Below are 17,728 nucleotides of genomic sequence, written 5' to 3' on the forward strand. Positions count from 1 at the left end.
AAATATAATCAGGAAAACGGGGGTGAACTTATGGAAAAGTATTTCTTATACGATGAACATCTAGGAATTGAAATTCCGCATTTACAAGAAGACTGGGAAAATATCCCCGAAAAAATGCAGCATGCTATTTTATTGAGATGGGAACAAGTTCGCGGAAAGATTCCTGATCGAATAAAAGAACTCGAGCACTCTATTAATGCAAAACAGCATCATTTAAATAACGAAGAAGACTTCGAAATTTCTTGCAAACTGAATTCAGAAATTGCCGATCTCGCTTCCATCATTAATGACCTTTGGCTTTGGTATCGACTCACTCAAAATGTATCTGAGGGGAAAGCACACCAATGAAAAAAGCATGCCCCTCAATTACTTTGGGTCATGCTTTTTTGTCGTAACACGATTTACAATATATTTCTTGTGCTGTTTTTGCCAAACATACATCAAATGGACCGACTAATATACTTTTTTCTTTCGGCAACTTTACAAAAGCGACAAGCTCTTCTTCGTATTGAATCTTTTTCTTACATGAAATGCATGTTAATTCTTTTCTTTTGAACATGTCTTTTAGCATATCTTCTCTCCCTTTCATCTATCTATACTGATATAATCTCATAACAATTAAGACTTGTAAAAAAAATGAAACATTCTGAAATAAATTATTCATATACTATGTACAAAAGGAGGTCTCAATTTTATGCGAGCTTTCATTATTATCGCTTTAACTTTTTTAAGTGTGATTAGCTGGGATGCGTTTTTTAAAGATAAAGGTGACCAGAAAGATACAACTGAATAAACGCCATCTCTTTCTTACTTATTGGACAAACTTTTAAAAACTGTCCGATTTTACGAAATAACTTAGGCTTTTCTACAAAAATATTTAAACATAACAATTTTTGTAGATTCCCTCCGTTTATTGTCGGTTTCCATCCGCATACATTTTTTGAAAGTATGATATAATAATATAAATCTTGAAGGAAGGGATTTTGATATCATGATCGCTCGAAGGAGCATGTGGCATCGTATTGACGAATCATACACGTAGCGTATTTTTCAGCTCAGATACTTTAGTCTAGCGAAAAAAATACGAGAGTGGGGAAATTATGATTGCCCGAAGGATAATTTGGCAAAAAAAAGACTCTTCTTACACATAGCGTTTTGTTTAGGACTTAATTGTTACTAGCTAAACAAAACAAAGAAGAGCAGGATTGCTAAATGAAGAATCCTACTCCGCGTTTTGTTTAGTCGTTTTAAGACTTAAACTAAAACGAAGGTAGGGAGAATTGATGGACGAGAGGATTATTCGTTATTTCTTCAGCGACATATAGCGTAGTTAGTTTTTTTCGTAAACTAACTGAAGCTACATGTGAGCTCGTAGTTAGTTTACAACACAAAAAGGACTACTAACTACGGAAAGAAGGAATAACGATGAGGAACATCCAAAGTCGACAAATTATTAAAGAAGTTTTTATGGTTTTAATCGGTTCATTTATTTTAGCAGCAGCGCTATATCACATTCACTTCCAAAACCACTTAACAGAAGGTGGCTTTGTAGGAATTGCACTATTTATCCAAAATTTTTATGATATTTCACCATCTATTTCAACTGTAATCATGGATATCCCAATTATTTTACTATGTGCTTCATTTTTAGGTAGAAAAATGGTTGGCTACTCATTCCTAGGTTCCATTTCATTCGGAGTATTTTATTCTCTTATGGAGAATTATTCTCCATTTACGGTCGATTTATCAAATAATTTATTTATAGCTGCAGTAGTTGGCGGTGCATTAGCTGGTATTGGACTCGGTTTTATATTGCGATTTGGCGGTGCAACCGGCGGAGACGACATTTTAACAATTGTATTAAGTAAACGAACTCGTTTTACAATTGGGCAAATTTTCTTCGTCTTTGACGCGATTGTTCTTGCGCTTTCATTATATTATTTAAATTGGACAGAAATTGCTTTTACTATTCTTTCGATTGCCGTACAGGCAAAAACATTGGATTTAATTTATTATCCAAAAGCAGAGAAGAAAGCAGAAAAGCAACCAGTATCTATTCCAATGTCCAAAAAGCATGCAACAAATTAAAAAAAGCGAAAGGCTTCGGCCTCTCGCTTTTTTTACGCTCTTTTTTCCTTCTCGACTATGTGGCGCACTTGATAAAATCTATTTGCAAATTCAGTAACGCTTCTTGTTAAACGATAGTTCACTGTAGACCCGATTGCCATTCCAATTACCGGAATACCTTGGAATAATTTACGACGAAGAGCATAAATTGAAAATGTTTTCAAAATTTGTTTTAACACAACTTCAGTAGAAGCTGGCTGTAACACCGCTTCGTCTCCTTCATAGAAGAATGAATCTTCTTGCTCTAGCTCTTGCAGTAAATTGTACCATGCGTATTGCTGAAGCCTTCCTGGTAGTAATGACGCATGAAACACCTTTAACGCAAGCATCATTTCATAAGGCTTGTTCACATCATGTCCAAATGATGTTGCAATAAGTTGAACAGCTTTCACATTTAACGCGATCATAACCGGAAAATCAGCTGTTAATAATAATAAACCTCCAGCACCCGTTGCTCCGCCTTGTACGAATGAATATAGACGATGTCTTGCTGTTTGCTGCTCTGCTATGTATGTTAACTGATCAATAGATAATGCTTTCAAATCTTCTAGTTGCTCAATCGATTCATCAAACAATCTCGATGTTCCTAAAATACGATTACGCGCATCTAACTGTGATTGTGAACTTTGAATCAATGCATGCAAATGAAAGAGCCATCCGTCTGCTTTCGTAAAGAAATCTTTTCGTTTTTTCTCAGGCAATTTCGCAATTGTAGTATGTACCCATTTATCAAACATTTTTTGAAAATCAGTCGCTTCTTGCTCAACTAATTGCGATTCCCATTCTTTTATATTGTCTAAAATGGCTTGTTCTCGCTTCGATCGCATCGTAACAACCACCTCGTTCGATTTTTTTCTATTGTAACATATTTGCAAATATGCTTGTACATCGCATGCTTTTTATTTTACAGCAACAATCTATCCAAATATATGTTATCAATTTCTACTTAACTATATATAATCATCCTTATACAGAAGAAATAAGGAGTGATTATATATGTATCCACGTGCAAAAGCTTTTGGCATTGCTATACATCACGATCGCCTTCTCGTACAAGAATATCATACAGGCGATGAAACATATTACCGACCTCTTGGGGGTTCAATTGAACTTGGTGAAAAATCAGCACATACCGTTATTCGTGAATTTCAAGAAGAGCTTCATACAGAAGTGGAAATCACCAATTATTTAGGCTGTTTAGAAAACATCTTTCATCTAGGTGAGGAAATTGGTCATGAAATCATTCAGCTATATTCTTTACGTTTATTAGACACATCACTATATGAAATGGAAATACTGAATATACAAGATGAACAAACAATATCATATGCAAAATGGATTTCCCTCACTGCATTCATTCAGAACGAAAAATCACTATATCCTGATGGGATTTTGAAATATATCCAACAGAAAAAAGACGAGATCCTATAGGATCTCGTCTTTCTTTTCATATAGTATATTAACCAATATCTCCAAGACGTAGTACGTCACGAGCGATCATAACTTCTTCGTCAGTTGGAATTACGATAATTTTTACTGGAGAGTGTGGGAAGCTGATGAATGCTTCTTCACCAAATACGTTATTACGTTTTACGTCGAAGTATACGCCCATGTACTCAAGGCCTTCTAATACGCGCTCACGAATAACTGCACTGTTTTCACCGATACCAGCTGTGAAGATGATTGCGTCTACACCTTTCATACGAGCTGTGTAAGAACCGATGTATTTGTGGATACGGCTTACGAATACATCAAGTGCTACTTTCGCACGGTGGTCGCCTTCTTCTTCTTTCGTGATGATGTCACGTAGGTCACTAGAATAACCAGTAAGACCTAACATACCACTCTTCTTGTTCAATACGTTAACTACTTCTTCTACTGTTTGGCCTGTTTTTTCCATGATGTATGGAATTAACGCAGGGTCAATGTTACCAGAACGTGTACCCATTGTTACACCAGCAAGTGGAGTGAAGCCCATAGAAGTATCGATAGATTTACCGCCTTCTACTGCTGCGATACTTGCACCGTTACCTAAGTGACAAGAAAGTAAGCTTAAGCTTTCAAGTGGACGACCTAATAATTCAGCCGCACGCTCAGTTACATATTTATGAGAAGTTCCGTGGAAACCGTATTTACGGATGCCAAATTTCTCATAGTACTCATATGGTAAGCTGTATAGGAATGCAGATTCCGGCATTGTTTGGTGGAATGCTGTATCGAATACTGCTACTGCTGGTACGTTTGGTAATACTTCTTGGAATGATTTAATACCAACAATGTTTGCTGGGTTGTGAAGTGGTGCTAAATCGCTTAATTCTTCGATATCAGCTAATACTTCATCAGTAATTAAAACAGAATCAGCAAATTTTTCGCCGCCGTGTACAACACGGTGACCGATACCGCCAATCTCATCAAGAGATTTTACGATTCCGTTTTCAGTTAATTTCTTAAGAAGCATGTTAACTGCTACTGCATGATCTGGGATGTTTGTAATTTCTTTTTGTTTTTCGCCATTTACAGTAATTGAGAAGACACTATCTTCTAAACCGATACGTTCTACTAAACCTTTTGTTAATACTGTTTCACTTGGCATTTCAAATAATTGGAACTTTAAGGAAGAGCTTCCTGCGTTAATCGCGATGATTTTTGACATCTAGTCTTTCGCCCCTTTTTCTCTTGGTAGTTGTGTGGATATGTCCACAAACCGCTCGATTTTATCTAATTAAATTCACTCAATATGAAAACGTTTCATCATTAGTAAATTTTATACTCACGATTTTAATTTAAACATCGTCCGACATATATTTCAAGTGAAAAAATTGTAACACCAAGAAAAAATATATATTACAGATTTCAAAAAAATTCAGTTTAATCTAGTATATATTTAAAAATATGACATATCATATAAAACTGTACTACATGAATTACTAACCCTGTTACATATACCTTGCCTTATTTGTGGGTTGCAAACCAAGTATTTAATTGATCCATAATGTTCTCCATCGCCTTCATGTTGGAGAATTTAGGTAACTCCACTAATAACGCCTGTTTTGGCATTGTTACACTAGGACCTTTCTTTTGGAGAACAAATATACTTTTTGCATTTTTCTCGTTTTTAAACATGGAAACAGGTAGCTGTAATAGCCCTTGAATAAAACATGTTTCTTTAATAAATGCATGTAATTTTGGCGCTTGATCACTTTCAAAAATGAAGTTTGGTACTAGGAAGAATAAGTATCCGCCTTCTTTCGTATGTTTCACACTTTGTTCAATAAATAGGTGGTGGGCATACGACATTCCTTCATCTGCTTTTAACTTATATTCACTTGCACCGATTTCATTTGGATAGTAACCAATCGGTAAGTCTGAAATGACTGCATCAACCGGATCGATATAAAGTGGCGCTAGTCCATCTTGATGGAAGAATTCGATTGCATGCTTTTGTAAATTCGCATTTACTAAAGCAAGTTTAATTAGCACTTCATCCACTTCTACACCAAATCCACTCATTGCTAGTCCTTCTTTGGCGCTATTAAACACTGTAGTCATTAAGTTACCTGTTCCAATTGCAGGGTCTAACACAGTAATTTCGTTTTGACCTTGCATAAATTTATGGAATAAGTAGCTCATGAACATGCCAACTGCATCAGGCGTCATTTCGTGATTCGCTTGTACGCCTTCTTTCATTCCTTTTAAAATGGCTAACTGAAATGCTTTACGAATTTCTTCACCTTTATATGTTTCTTCATTAAACGTACTATATTCACGATTCAGCCTTTCAATTGCTGATTCGGATAATTCCTCTTGTAAAATTGCTCCTTCAAACAAGTTATCACCTGTTTCTACAAGCGCCTCTAAATATGTTACATCTAATTCTTTACGTAAAACTACCGCAGAAGAATCAAAAATAGAAAATAATGTTTCTACTGTCTGACTCACGTACATTCCTCCTTCTCTCTTTTACACATAACTTATATCATACCACAAAGTGTTTTTTTCCAAAAAGAAAAAGCGACCTCCTGCAAAGAGCTCCCCTTTAAGTTATATATGAGAAAAAACGACCTCTTTATAAGAGGTCATTTCCTTCACATTATTTTGCCGATTTAGCTGCTTCTAATGCTGCTTCATAGTTTGGATGGCTTGTACCTTCGCTTACGTACTCTGCGTAAACTACTTTGTCGTTGCTATCTACTACGAATACTGCACGAGCAAGTAAACGAAGCTCTTTCATTACTAAGCCGTAAGCTTCACCGAATGAAAGGTCACGGTGGTCAGAAAGTGTTACAACATTTTCTAAACCGTTTGCTGCACACCAGCGTTTTTGAGCGAATGGTAAGTCAGCACTAATTGTTAATACTTTCGCGTTTTCAATACCTGCTGCATCTTGGTTAAAACGACGTGTTTGTGCATCACACACACCTGTGTCGATTGAAGGTACAACACTAATTAATTTTACTTCGCCTTTGTATGTTTCTAAACTTACTGGAGATAAGTCATTTGCTAATACTTGGAATTTTGGCGCTTGATCGCCAACTTTAACTTCTGTTCCAACTAAAGTCATTGGATTACCTTTAAAAGTTACGTTTGCCACTTGAAAATCCTCCCTTATTTAAACAAAATATGTACAATGTAAATGATAGTTTGTCCCTATTGATAATGCAAATAAAATCGCTTTATTTATAAAAAAAATAAAGAAGCTAATCCATTGATCAGCTTCTTTATTTGTTAAATTTGAAATTCAGGATCGTCTTCTTTTCGTTTATCCATCATTTCCTTCACTTTATCAACAGCTTGTGGCGCTAATTCAATTATTTTATCGATGACGTGTGTTTGCTTATCTAAATGCAATACTTTTACACCGTCTCCATTTATAACAAGAAAAGCAACAGGATTAATAGAAACTCCTCCACCACTTCCCCCGCCAAATGGATGACGGCCTGCCTGTTCTTTACCAAATTCACTTCCACCAGCGGCAAATCCGAAACTAACTTTCGAAACGGTAAGAATTACACTTCCATCTGCCGCTTTAATCGGATCACCAACAATTGTATTTACATCAGTCATTTGTTTTAAATGCTGCATTGCGGTTGTCATTAAACCTTGAATTGGATGGTCCATTCTATATCCCCCCTATGCTTGAACAGATTTTTCTGTCATACCTGATCTTTGCTTCCTCATAAAAATGAGTAATTTTACCGCTGTTTTTACAGTACGGAATATACGAAATGATGCTGTTAATTCACATCGTGACGCAAATCCTTTCCCTTGAAAAACAGGGGTAATTTCAAATTCTGGTACATCGACAATATGCATATATTGTCCTACAACTCCAGCAGCCATTCCTTTTGTCCCCCATGCATATCCAGTGAGAATTCCAGTACTAGCTGCATCACCTGCACCAATTTGCGTATGCCATCTCCAACCATTGATTTTCACTCGTTTGAGAAAATCTTTAACAATAGTATGAACTTCTTGCAGCTTTTTTATCAGCTCTCCCATACTATCAAGTTGCGCCATAATTTTATTATCTAATCCCCCATCTTCTTCAGCCTTCTTGATTTTTTGTCCCGTCTTCTTCTGTTGCTTTTCAATTCTTTCCAACACATCGAATGTATATCGAATCATCCATATTTTCACTTGAAACAAACATTGCTTTTCCATTTCTGAATATAAAAATGTCACTTTAAGCTTTATTTTCGACAATAGTATAAGCAAAATAAAAAGGAGAAGAATTATTATTCCAATTACGAGCCACTTCATACGTATCATCCTTTCACTCCGTACCCATTATCGACAAGTTTATTCATCATTAAACAGAATTCCATAAGATTGAATATAAAAATTTTTCTAAAAATAAAAAAGGATTTTGACATTTTATATCGAAATATATTATTTGAACATATCGTCGGGGAACGTATTCTGATGATATGTAGCACGAAGAACAGAAAATTTAACTGCAGTGGAGGGATACATAATGGCAGATCGTCGCAATTTATTTTTCTTTTATGGTGATGATAAAGCAACGCTAGTTGAAAAAATGAAACCAATCTATCGTATTTTAGAAGAGAATGGATTCACCATATTAGATCATCCAAAAAATGCAAACGCTATCGTCAGTGTTGGAGATGATGCAACTTTCTTACAAGCCGTTCGTAAAACTGGTTTTAGAGAAGATTGCTTATACGCAGGGATTTCTACGAAAGATGAAATTTCGTTCTACTGCGATTTCCATATTGATCACGTTGATACAGCCCTTCAAGAAATTACAAAAAATGAAATTGAAGTGCGAAAATACCCAACAATTCAGGTAGATGTAGATCACGGTACATCTTTCCATTGTTTAAATGAGTTCTCATTACGTTCTAGCATTATTAAAACATTCGTTGTAGATGTTCACGTTGATGATCTATATTTCGAAACATTTAGAGGGGACGGTTTAGTCGTTTCTACCCCAACAGGAAGTACCGCTTACAATAAATCGTTACATGGTGCGGTTGTTGATCCGCTTATCCCATGCTTCCAAGTAAGCGAACTAGCATCATTAAATAACAACACATACCGTACGCTTGGTTCACCGTTCATTTTAAATCACAAGCGTACACTAACTTTAAAACTAAAACCAAACGGTAACGATTATCCTGTTATCGGTATGGATAATGAAGCGCTTAGCATTAAACAAGTGGAAAAAGTTGTTGTACGCTTAAGCGATAAACAAATTAAAACAGTTAAATTAAAAAACAATTCCTTCTGGGAAAAAGTACAGAGAACGTTTTTATAGTATGAAAATAACCGCCGAATTATGGGATTCCATAATTCGGCGGTTATTTATTTCTCTCGCTACCGGCCACTATTCTTGTTAGCTGTTGTCGGTAAGTCAATATATTTTAACTCGTCTTTCCTATACACAATCTTCCCATCAATTACGGTCATTTCTGCTTGCATTTCTTTTATTTCTTCTGCCTCTATTTCAAAAACATTGCGATCTAATATCGTAAAGTCCGCTTCATATCCTTTCGCGATTTGTCCTCGCTTCGCTTCTTTTCCAATTGCATAGGCACTTCCTGTTGTAAACAGCGAGATAGCCTCGTATACTGTTAATCTTTCCTCCGGCATATAGCATACGCCGTCAATAAAACTTCTGCGTGTAACAGCACTATATATGCCTAAAAACGGATTCACTTGTTCAATTGGTGCGTCAGATCCACCGTTGCAGTGTAATCCTGCTTCCAGTAACGTCTTCCAAGCATACGCATAACGAAGACGATGCTCACCTAGCTTTTCAATGACTGACGGGAAATCTGATGAAACAAAGACCGGTTGTATATCAATAATGGCTTGCAAGTTTTTCATTCTCTCAATCAACTCTTCACGAGCAAGCTGACAATGAATAATGCGGTCACGTAATCCTTCTGCTGGTGGATATAATTCAAATGCATCAATGACATATTCTAGCGATAAGTCACCGATTGTATGAATCGCTACTGGCATATGTAAAGCTCGTGCTTTTTTCACTAACTCTGTAAGCTCTTTGCGTGAGAAGATTGCAACTCCATTTGTTTCCTTCGCATCTTCATACGGTTCACTTAATAAAGCTGTTCTTCCGCCAAAAGAGCCATCAGAAAAAATTTTCATCGCCCCAAATTCAATATAATGCTCATTTTCATATTCTTTTCGTTCATGTGCTACTTCATGGTGAACGAGTAAATGTGCTTTAAATGGCATTTCCTTTATAATATGAGAAAAAGCATTATGCGTTTTTCTAAAACCACCGTAATAATTTAAATCTTCCGTATGCCCGCCAACGAGTCCATATTGCCAGCAGTCTTTAATCGCTGTTTGCAGAGCTCTTTGTAAATAAGCTTCATCAATTTCTGGCTGCACATGTTTCATTAACTCTTGCCCTTGTTCATATAAAAGCCCTGTTAACATATTTGATGAATCCCGGCCGATTTTCCCGCCTTTCGGGTCTTGCGTCATTTCTGTTACGTTCGCCTCTTGCAATATGTATGAGTTCACCCATGTAACGTGACGACACACTCGTTTTAATAAAATCGGATGTTCTTTAGAGATTTCATCTAGATCACGTACGTGAACTTGTTTTGTATCTGTAAAGTTATTTTCATTCCAGCCTTCTCCAATAATCCAAGAACCTTTTGGCGCTTCTTCTACTCGTTTCTGAACGAGAGTAAGCATCTCGCTATAAGATGTACAATTTGATAAATCTAGACGAAGTAACCTCTCCCCATGACCAATAAGATGCATATGACTATCAACGAGACCTGGGATCATAGTTTTCCCTTTTAAGTCACACAGCTTCACGTCTGAATATTTGCTTGCTAACTCTTCCTTACTTCCAGTATCAACAATCATGCCATTTTCAACATAAATGGCTTCTACTTTTTCATTCTCTTCTCGCATCGTATAAATGGTGCCGCCATACCAAATTTCTCCCATATGCTCATCCCCTTTTCCCTTTAGTCTACGAAATTCGTTCGTATAAAAAAAGCACCATTTCGATTAAAAATGGTGCTTTTCCAAAAATTAATTTTGTTCAGTAGGGTTCGTTGTAATTTGCCATTCAATGCTAAATTTATCTTTTAGTTGTCCGTATGCTGGGCTCCAGAATGTTTCTTGAAGTGGCATAATAACTTCGCCACCTTCTTGTAACTTATCGAATACTTCTTTCGCTTTTTCTACATTACTAATTTGAATTGCGATTGTTACTTGAGATCCGATTGCATGCCCTTGACCTGGGAATGTATCAGAAATCATAAGTTTCGTATTACCAACTTGTAAAGTAGCATGGGCAACGCGCTCTTTTGCCTCAGCTGGAATTGGGTATTCTGGATTTTCAGGCATCTCACCAAAAGTTTGCATGACTTCTACTTTTGCATCTAACGCCTCTTTATAAAGTTGTACAGCCTCTTGTCCACCACCATCTAAAACTAAGTACGGATTAATACTTAAAATCATACGGACACCTCTTTTTTAATTTATAAAAACGAACGAATGTTCGTTTTTATCTTATCATTGTTTGCCATTTCATTCAACTATTTTCGAAATTATTTTGAAGGAATCTCCATCTCTTGTTTTCTAAGTTCAATACGGCGAATTTTTCCGGAAATCGTTTTTGGTAGTTCATCTACAAATTCAATTTTGCGAGGGTATTTATATGGTGCAGTGAGTTCTTTGACGTGTTGTTGGAGTGCTGGAATTAATGTTTCTTCATTCTTGTCTATATTCTCTCTTAATACGATAAATGCCTTCACGACACTTCCGCGAATTTCATCAGGGCTTGCGACAACCGCACACTCTCTTACATAAGGATGTTTTACGAGCGCATCTTCTACTTCAAACGGCCCAATTGTATAACCAGAACTAATAATAATATCATCACCGCGCCCTTCAAACCAGAAATAGCCTTCTTCATCTTTCTTCGCTTTATCACCGGTAATATAATAATCACCGCGGAATTGCATCGCTGTGCGCTCATCGTCTTTATAATATTGTTTAAAGAGGGCTGGTGTTTCAATGTGAACTGCAATATCACCAACTTCTCCTACCTGTACCGGAATACCTTCCTCATCTACAATATCAACGTGGTTGCCTGGTGTTGGTTTTCCCATTGATCCTGGTCTAATATCCATCCCTTTCATTACACCAACAAGCAATGTATTTTCCGTTTGTCCATAGCCGTCTCTTACTGTAATATTAAAGTGCTTTTGGAACGTTTCAATGACTTCTCTATTTAACGGCTCACCTGCGGATACAGCGCTATGTAACGCCTCTAAATTGTATTCACTTAAGTCTTCTACCTTTGCCATTAATCTATACTCAGTCGGCGTACAACAAAGCACGTTCACCTTATTATTATCTAATAAATTTAAATACGTTTTTGGTTCAAACTTACCGTGGTATACAAATCCTGTTGCGCCTGATCCGAGAGTTGCTACAAACGGGCTCCAAATCCACTTCTGCCAACCTGGACTAGCTGTCGCCCACACAACATCATTCTCTTCAATTCCGAGCCAGTTTGGAGCGCTCGTACGTAAATGAGCATATGCCCATGCATGTGTATGAACAACACCTTTTGGATTTCCTGTCGTCCCTGACGTGTAAGATAAAAAGACCATATCTTCTTTATCTGTCTTCGCCATTTCTAACAGGTCACTTTCTGTTTCTAACGCTGTTTTTAAATTAATCCATCCATCTACTGACCGCTCGCTCAGAACGAATTTTTGAAGAGATTCCATCGCTTCTATATCGTCAAACTGTCCAATGTATGGCTCATAGCTTACGATTGCTTTTACTTCCCCGTGCCCAATGCGATATTCTATATCCTTTTTGCGCAACATTTCCGAACTCGGAATTACGACAAATCCTGCTTTAATCGCAGCGATATACGTCATGTATGCTTCAATTAAACGCGGCATCATAATGAGGAGCTTGTCCCCTTTTTGCAGACCACTCTTTATAAAAGCGTTTCCAATTTTATTCGCACCTTTCATTAACTCAGCGTATGTAACTTCTCGTCTATTCCCTTTATCATCTTGCCAAATTAAAGCAAGCTTCTCTTTATCACCTGTATATTTCTCTATTTCAGAAACTAAATTATAAGACGCTGGCGCCAACAATTCTTCTCTCTTCATACAATATCCTCCTCCATTTCTATGCCTCCCTTATATAATAAAGAATTTTCAGTTAATTTTGAACCCTCTTCTTTTGACAAATTTTTTATGTCTATGTCGAAATAAAGTGAAACTTTAATCAGTGGGGGTTTTCTTCATCCCCCACTGATTATTAGCCCTCACCAATCGGACTTTAATGGGCAGCCCGACCCCCACCTAACTTCTTTGCTTTCGCTGAATTTTGAGGTGGGGGTCGGGCTGCCCATTAAAGCGGGATAAATGTATAACGTGCAAACAACAAAAAGAAAGAGCGGGAGAACCCGCTCTTTCTAAGCCATCATATATGGGATTATTTTTGGAAACCGCCTAATTGTTGCTCAGCTAGTGAAACTAGACGTTTAGTAATTTCGCCACCAACAGAACCGTTAGCGCGAGCTGTTGCATCAGCTCCAAGTTGAACACCAAACTCTTGAGCGATTTCGTATTTCATTTGATCTAATGCTGCTTGAGCACCAGATACTGCTAATTTATTTGTGCTTGCCATGTTGTATCACCTCCTTGTGAGTATAGAGTGTGATAAACAACATGACTTCATACATATTTTAGATATGGTAATTTATGGTTTTAGAAAAGTTCTTCGAATTTTTCTTCTTCCGCCACTACTTCTACCGTTTGTAATACCATTGTTTCTTTGTTCGCTACAGCTTCATCAATTAATGGTGTGAAATCGTATTTCGCTTCAAAACGATTCGCTTTTTCACGCTTCGGCTTCGTCGCTGGGCTTGCTGGTGTGAATACTGTACAGCAATCTTCGTACGGACGAATTGAAATATCATATGTGCCGATTTCTTCAGCGATTTTAATAATTTCTAATTTATCCATCGTAATAAGTGGACGAATAACTGGATAGTTTGTTACTTCGTTAATCGTATGCATACTATCTAACGTTTGGCTTGCTACTTGTCCAAGACTTTCACCAGTTGTGATTGCAAGTGCATTACGCTCCTCTGCGATACGCTCTGTAATACGCATCATCATACGGCGCATAACTGTCATTGAATAGCTAGATGGAATTTCTTTATTAATCGTTTTTTGCACTTCTGTAAATGGAACAAGGTGAAGTGTTACACGTTTACAGTACTTCGTTAACTCTTGTGCTAAATCAATTACTTTTTGTTTCGCACGCTCGCTTGTGAAAGGTGGGCTATGGAAATGAACTGCTTCCACAGACACGCCGCGTTTCATCGTTAAGTACGTTGCTACTGGGCTATCAATACCACCAGAAAGAAGTACCATTACTTTTCCGCCAACGCCAACTGGTAAACCACCAGCTCCCATATGCTCACCACACATAATGTAGCTGTAACCACTGCGAATTTCTATACGTACATTCACATCTGGATTATGAACATCTACTGTGATATCCTCTGTATTTTCTAAAATGTGCCCACCGATTTCTGGAAGTAACTCCATCGTCTTCATTGGGAAGCGCTTATCAGAACGGTGCACTGTAATTTTAAATGTTTTCACATCGCCTTTTACTTGTAAGAAGGCTGCTAATGCACCCTTTTTAATATCTTCTAATTCTGATGGTACTTTCATCGCTAAGTTAAACTTATGAATACCAAATACATCTTTCAATCTTTCAGAAATTGCTTCATGGTCTTCGCCATTTAATTGAATGTACATACGGTCATGCGTTGCATCGATTTTAATATTTGGGAACTTTTTCAGTTTAAACTTTACGTTATCTTTTAATGTGCTTACAAATTTAGAGCGGTTCTTACCTTTAGTCGTCATCTCTCCGTAACGAACTAAAATATATTCATATGTCATCATATTCCTTTACCTCATCACTTCATGTAATTTTGGCATTGTCTCTTTCACAATACCTTCAAATTGTTTTACTTCTTCCATCGTGTTTTCTGGTGCCAAACTAATGCGAATAGCACTTGCAGCAGCGGCATGCGGTACTCCCATTGACACTAACACTCTGCTCACTTCATTTGCTTTTGAAGAACAAGCAGACTTCGTCGATACATATACACCGTGCTCTTCTAAAGCATGAACGACCACTTCTGGTTTTAAACCAACAAATGATACATTTAAAATGTGCGGTGCTGCATATGCAAGCGACGTATTGATCGTTACATCTTCCATCTCTTTAAAGAAACGGACAAGCTCTGTTTGTAAATTGTGCAAATGAGCTATCTTTTCTTTCACTTGTTCCATTGTCATGCGAAGTGCTTTCACCATCGCTACAATGCCAGGTAAGTTTTCTGTACCAGAGCGATATTTAAGCTCTTGTTGACCACCTGATAAAATTGGATCTAACCTTACGCCATCACGTACATAAAGAAGACCTGTTCCTTTTACACTGTGGAATTTATGTCCAGATATTGAGCAAAGATCAATATGAGAAGCATATAAATCAAGCGGTACTTTTCCTATCCCTTGTACATGGTCCACATGGAATCTTATTTTCGGATAGTTCGATAATAACGTTCCAATTTCAGCAACAGGCTGAATTGCTCCAGTCTCGTTGTTCACGTGAATAATTGACATAAGAATCGTATCTTCACGAAGTGCTCGTTTTACATCCTCTACCGATACAATACCATGCTCATTAACCGGTAAATATGTTACATCAAAACCGAGATCTTCTAATTGTTTATATGCTTCAAACACAGACGCGTGTTCAATATTTGTTGTAATGATATGTTTACCGCGCGAACGATTCCTCATCGCTATTCCTTTAATCGCAAGGTTATTCCCTTCCGTTCCACCTGATGTGAAAATAATCTCAGAAGGTTTAACATGAAGAAGCTGCGCTGCAATCGTTCTTGATTGTGTTAATAGACGCTCTGCCTCTCCCCCAAGCGAATGAATAGAAGAAGGGTTTCCAAAATATTTTCCAGCAACCGTTACGTACGATTGAAGGGCTTCTGGATATGGCTTCGTCGTCGCACTATTATCAAAATAGATCATCGTTCTTCCCCTTTCAGCGCTGTCACATCATATAATCATATCACAAATACGTGTCATTACGCTAAGACTACTAAAAGGTTCCGTTATATTTTAAAACGAATAACCTTACTGTATTCCGCTATTCATTATAGCAACATCGCCCCTAAAATTACACAAAAAAACAAACCCTTATGAAAGGGTTTGTTCATTGTCTACATATTCAGCTATTTTTTGAACAACGCCAGGTTCAAGTTGCTCTAGTACAGAAGCCGCTTGTTCTAAAGCTGCATCGTATTGATATTCACGGAATAATTTCTCCGCATAATTTAAGCTCTCTGCAAGGTTCTCATCATGACTGCGGTAACGATTACCGTATTGAATTAATTTTTCAACTAAATACGCTTGTCCAATTAACTCTTCTGTCATTTCAGCTACACCATTAACAGTTGTGTACGCTTCTTCTAAACTGCTATTTACAGCGTTCATATTTAACGGTTTCACTTCTAACTGATCATATACAGCTTGCATTGCCATTTGTCCTCTTTTTAAATCTTCCATAATGCTCTCTGGAAGACCTGGCAAATTCGACTTTTGCATAAAACGTTTCGTTTCAAAAATGATATTTCGCATTTCTTGTAACTTCTCACGCACTTCAAATTCCTCTTTACGCATCGTTTGCAGCATTTCTTTATATTCTGCATGAAGTACTTTTAACGTTTCACATTGCTCATAAACCTCTTCTAGTTCCTCACGAATAATAGAGAAGGCAATATCTTGTTCCGCAACGCGTAATTGCAGCATTTCAAAACGTTTCATTAAAATGTGCATTTGTTTTTCAATTACTTTTTGAGACTCAATATCCTTATCTTGTAACTGATAACTTTGTTTCACAAGTTGTGTTTCTGCTTTTGTTTCAATCGTTTCAATGCGAATTTCTTCTAAGTCTTCATAAACAGAAAGTGTTTTTTGCTCCACATAATGTCTCGCATGTACTTCTTGTTCCAGCTGATCATAGAAGCCATCTAAACGCGTTTTTAAGTTTTCTACTTTTTCAGCCGCTTCCGTTATATGAAGCTCCTGTATATCCATTAAACATGTTTGTAGTTGTGTCGTCATATCACGAACTTCTTTAGGGACTTCCAAATACTCTAATACATAACCTTGTCTTACCATGTCATTATGTCCCTGTAATAAATCTTCCAACTGAACCGGTAAAGTCGCTTGACACTCTACCAATAAATCTGGAATTTGGTGAATAATGATTTCTAAACCTGCTAAACCTTCTTCTAAACTAATAACAATTTCTCTCGCTTTTAAATAGTCGCCATTATCTGTTGCCTCTTCAAAGCTTTTAAACTTATTAGATTCAGCATCTAGCATCTCTTCAATTTTCTGCTCTGCTGCTCCATACATATGTCTATGGGCAAGAACACTCTTCTTCATACTACGATATGTATCACGTAACCCTTCAATTTCCGAGCTATTTTTTTCATGGCTTTCTAACAATTGCTGTAATTCATTTAAAATGTCTGTAATACGATTATCAGCGTCATCTAAACCACTTATGGATTCATTCATCGCATGCTTTGCTTTTCGGAAGGAGAATTGCGAGGCGAATTTTCGCGCTTGCGCTAAATCTTTGTCTGCTTTCGGAAGGGTTGTTGATACAATCTCATCCCATTCTTCACGCCATTTACCAAACAGTTCTTCTGTTTGACCTGTCATATTTAAGTCTTTCACCCGTTTTAGTTCATCTGCCACAGGTTTATCTTTTATCTCTTGTTTCCACTGCTCAAGTGCTTCAATATCTTTATATGAACGATTTCTTATCACAAGCTCTATCATGAGCAGCACTAGAATAGAGCTTACTACAATGATAACGATCGTCAGGATAGAATCCATGCAAAAAAGCCTCCTAGTTATATCTCTTTTTTTGTCCGTTCCGTTTATGAAATGGAAGGCATTATGTATAAAAAGGGAATTCCCCTATATTTAACAACTAACAA

Annotated in this window: 18 protein-coding genes; 4 read left to right on the forward strand and 14 right to left on the reverse strand. The window is 37.0% G+C overall.

The features are described from left to right. Positions 1-30 precede the first annotated feature (30 nt). Positions 31-348, forward strand: a complete 318-nt coding sequence (locus ACTFOB_RS06015; RefSeq protein ID WP_440025013.1) for a radical SAM protein — start codon at positions 31-33, stop codon at positions 346-348. A 28-nt stretch (positions 349-376) separates the two neighbouring features. On the opposite strand, the gene ACTFOB_RS06020 is transcribed toward ACTFOB_RS06015, so the two are convergent. Continuing rightward, positions 377-571, reverse strand: a complete 195-nt coding sequence (locus tag ACTFOB_RS06020; RefSeq protein ID WP_440025014.1) for a hypothetical protein — start codon at positions 569-571, stop codon at positions 377-379. Between the two features lie 854 nt (positions 572-1,425). On the opposite strand from ACTFOB_RS06020, the gene ACTFOB_RS06025 reads away from it, so the two are divergent. Further along, positions 1,426-2,088, forward strand: coding sequence for a YitT family protein (locus ACTFOB_RS06025; RefSeq protein WP_076540691.1), 663 nt, complete (start codon positions 1,426-1,428; stop codon positions 2,086-2,088). 32 nt (positions 2,089-2,120) lie between these two features. Here ACTFOB_RS06025 and ACTFOB_RS06030 read toward each other — a convergent pair whose 3' ends face one another. After that, positions 2,121-2,954, reverse strand: a complete 834-nt coding sequence (locus tag ACTFOB_RS06030; RefSeq protein ID WP_098586020.1) for an EcsC family protein — start codon at positions 2,952-2,954, stop codon at positions 2,121-2,123. Positions 2,955-3,123: 169 nt separating this feature from the next. Here ACTFOB_RS06030 and ACTFOB_RS06035 point away from each other — a divergent pair, with 169 nt between their 5' ends. Continuing rightward, positions 3,124-3,558, forward strand: a complete 435-nt coding sequence (locus ACTFOB_RS06035) for an NUDIX hydrolase (RefSeq protein ID WP_151633255.1) — start codon at positions 3,124-3,126, stop codon at positions 3,556-3,558. A gap of 28 nt (positions 3,559-3,586) precedes the next feature. Here the strand turns inward: ACTFOB_RS06035 and ackA are convergent, their stop codons facing one another. From ackA to ACTFOB_RS06060, 5 genes are all read right to left on the reverse strand, one after another. Continuing rightward, positions 3,587-4,780 carry an acetate kinase gene (gene ackA, locus ACTFOB_RS06040; RefSeq protein WP_151633253.1) on the reverse strand — a complete coding sequence of 398 codons (1,194 nt, stop codon included), beginning with the start codon at positions 4,778-4,780 and terminating at the stop codon, positions 3,587-3,589. Between the two features lie 299 nt (positions 4,781-5,079). After that, complete coding sequence (locus ACTFOB_RS06045; RefSeq protein WP_000084361.1) at positions 5,080-6,066, reverse strand: class I SAM-dependent methyltransferase; 987 nt, start codon at positions 6,064-6,066, stop codon at positions 5,080-5,082. A gap of 151 nt (positions 6,067-6,217) precedes the next feature. Further along, on the reverse strand, positions 6,218-6,718 hold the full coding sequence (gene tpx / locus ACTFOB_RS06050) for a thiol peroxidase (protein ID WP_098275937.1): 501 nt from the start codon (positions 6,716-6,718) through the stop codon (positions 6,218-6,220). A 134-nt stretch (positions 6,719-6,852) separates the two neighbouring features. Further along, positions 6,853-7,245: a GerW family sporulation protein gene (gene ytfJ, locus ACTFOB_RS06055; RefSeq protein WP_063260710.1), complete on the reverse strand. Its 393-nt coding sequence runs from the start codon at positions 7,243-7,245 to the stop codon at positions 6,853-6,855. Between the two features lie 12 nt (positions 7,246-7,257). Further along, positions 7,258-7,896 carry a DUF2953 domain-containing protein gene (locus ACTFOB_RS06060; protein ID WP_151633249.1) on the reverse strand — a complete coding sequence of 213 codons (639 nt, stop codon included), beginning with the start codon at positions 7,894-7,896 and terminating at the stop codon, positions 7,258-7,260. Positions 7,897-8,101: 205 nt separating this feature from the next. Here ACTFOB_RS06060 and ACTFOB_RS06065 point away from each other — a divergent pair, with 205 nt between their 5' ends. Further along, on the forward strand, positions 8,102-8,905 hold the full coding sequence (locus ACTFOB_RS06065; protein WP_440025017.1) for an NAD kinase: 804 nt from the start codon (positions 8,102-8,104) through the stop codon (positions 8,903-8,905). A gap of 59 nt (positions 8,906-8,964) precedes the next feature. Here ACTFOB_RS06065 and ACTFOB_RS06070 read toward each other — a convergent pair whose 3' ends face one another. From ACTFOB_RS06070 to ezrA, 7 genes are all read right to left on the reverse strand, one after another. Then, positions 8,965-10,581: an amidohydrolase gene (locus ACTFOB_RS06070; RefSeq protein WP_440025019.1), complete on the reverse strand. Its 1,617-nt coding sequence runs from the start codon at positions 10,579-10,581 to the stop codon at positions 8,965-8,967. Positions 10,582-10,668: 87 nt separating this feature from the next. Then, positions 10,669-11,100, reverse strand: a complete 432-nt coding sequence (locus ACTFOB_RS06075) for a VOC family protein (RefSeq protein WP_440025020.1) — start codon at positions 11,098-11,100, stop codon at positions 10,669-10,671. An 89-nt stretch (positions 11,101-11,189) separates the two neighbouring features. Beyond that, on the reverse strand, positions 11,190-12,776 hold the full coding sequence (mbcS, locus tag ACTFOB_RS06080; RefSeq protein WP_440025021.1) for an acyl-CoA synthetase MbcS: 1,587 nt from the start codon (positions 12,774-12,776) through the stop codon (positions 11,190-11,192). 328 nt (positions 12,777-13,104) lie between these two features. Then, entirely contained in the window at positions 13,105-13,299 is a 195-nt protein-coding gene (locus tag ACTFOB_RS06085) for an alpha/beta-type small acid-soluble spore protein (protein ID WP_151633239.1), read from the reverse strand. Positions 13,300-13,379: 80 nt separating this feature from the next. Beyond that, positions 13,380-14,594: a tRNA uracil 4-sulfurtransferase ThiI gene (gene thiI / locus ACTFOB_RS06090; RefSeq protein ID WP_000989277.1), complete on the reverse strand. Its 1,215-nt coding sequence runs from the start codon at positions 14,592-14,594 to the stop codon at positions 13,380-13,382. Positions 14,595-14,600: 6 nt separating this feature from the next. Further along, positions 14,601-15,743: a cysteine desulfurase family protein gene (locus ACTFOB_RS06095; protein WP_151633237.1), complete on the reverse strand. Its 1,143-nt coding sequence runs from the start codon at positions 15,741-15,743 to the stop codon at positions 14,601-14,603. A 168-nt stretch (positions 15,744-15,911) separates the two neighbouring features. Beyond that, entirely contained in the window at positions 15,912-17,624 is a 1,713-nt protein-coding gene (gene ezrA, locus ACTFOB_RS06100) for a septation ring formation regulator EzrA (protein ID WP_440025022.1), read from the reverse strand. Between the last annotated feature and the right edge of the window lie 104 nt (positions 17,625-17,728).

The organism is Bacillus cereus group sp. MYBK79-1, from assembly GCF_051915365.1.
GTDB lineage: Bacteria > Bacillota > Bacilli > Bacillales > Bacillaceae_G > Bacillus_A.

Excerpts from the sequence above, each read along its gene's own strand:
- ACTFOB_RS06015 (WP_440025013.1), top strand. The coding sequence starts at position 31 with ATGGAAAAGTATTTCTTATACGATGAACATCTAGGAATTGAAATTCCG.
- thiI (WP_000989277.1), bottom strand. The coding sequence starts at position 14,594 with ATGATGACATATGAATATATTTTAGTTCGTTACGGAGAGATGACGACT.
- ACTFOB_RS06060 (WP_151633249.1), bottom strand. The coding sequence starts at position 7,896 with ATGATACGTATGAAGTGGCTCGTAATTGGAATAATAATTCTTCTCCTT.
- mbcS (WP_440025021.1), bottom strand. The coding sequence starts at position 12,776 with ATGAAGAGAGAAGAATTGTTGGCGCCAGCGTCTTATAATTTAGTTTCT.
- ACTFOB_RS06075 (WP_440025020.1), bottom strand. The coding sequence starts at position 11,100 with ATGATTTTAAGTATTAATCCGTACTTAGTTTTAGATGGTGGTGGACAA.
- ytfJ (WP_063260710.1), bottom strand. The coding sequence starts at position 7,245 with ATGGACCATCCAATTCAAGGTTTAATGACAACCGCAATGCAGCATTTA.
- ACTFOB_RS06095 (WP_151633237.1), bottom strand. The coding sequence starts at position 15,743 with ATGATCTATTTTGATAATAGTGCGACGACGAAGCCATATCCAGAAGCC.
- ezrA (WP_440025022.1), bottom strand. The coding sequence starts at position 17,624 with ATGGATTCTATCCTGACGATCGTTATCATTGTAGTAAGCTCTATTCTA.
- ACTFOB_RS06020 (WP_440025014.1), bottom strand. The coding sequence starts at position 571 with ATGCTAAAAGACATGTTCAAAAGAAAAGAATTAACATGCATTTCATGT.
- ACTFOB_RS06035 (WP_151633255.1), top strand. The coding sequence starts at position 3,124 with ATGTATCCACGTGCAAAAGCTTTTGGCATTGCTATACATCACGATCGC.
- ACTFOB_RS06085 (WP_151633239.1), bottom strand. The coding sequence starts at position 13,299 with ATGGCAAGCACAAATAAATTAGCAGTATCTGGTGCTCAAGCAGCATTA.
- ACTFOB_RS06025 (WP_076540691.1), top strand. The coding sequence starts at position 1,426 with ATGAGGAACATCCAAAGTCGACAAATTATTAAAGAAGTTTTTATGGTT.
- ackA (WP_151633253.1), bottom strand. The coding sequence starts at position 4,780 with ATGTCAAAAATCATCGCGATTAACGCAGGAAGCTCTTCCTTAAAGTTC.
- ACTFOB_RS06070 (WP_440025019.1), bottom strand. The coding sequence starts at position 10,581 with ATGGGAGAAATTTGGTATGGCGGCACCATTTATACGATGCGAGAAGAG.
- ACTFOB_RS06030 (WP_098586020.1), bottom strand. The coding sequence starts at position 2,954 with ATGCGATCGAAGCGAGAACAAGCCATTTTAGACAATATAAAAGAATGG.
- ACTFOB_RS06065 (WP_440025017.1), top strand. The coding sequence starts at position 8,102 with ATGGCAGATCGTCGCAATTTATTTTTCTTTTATGGTGATGATAAAGCA.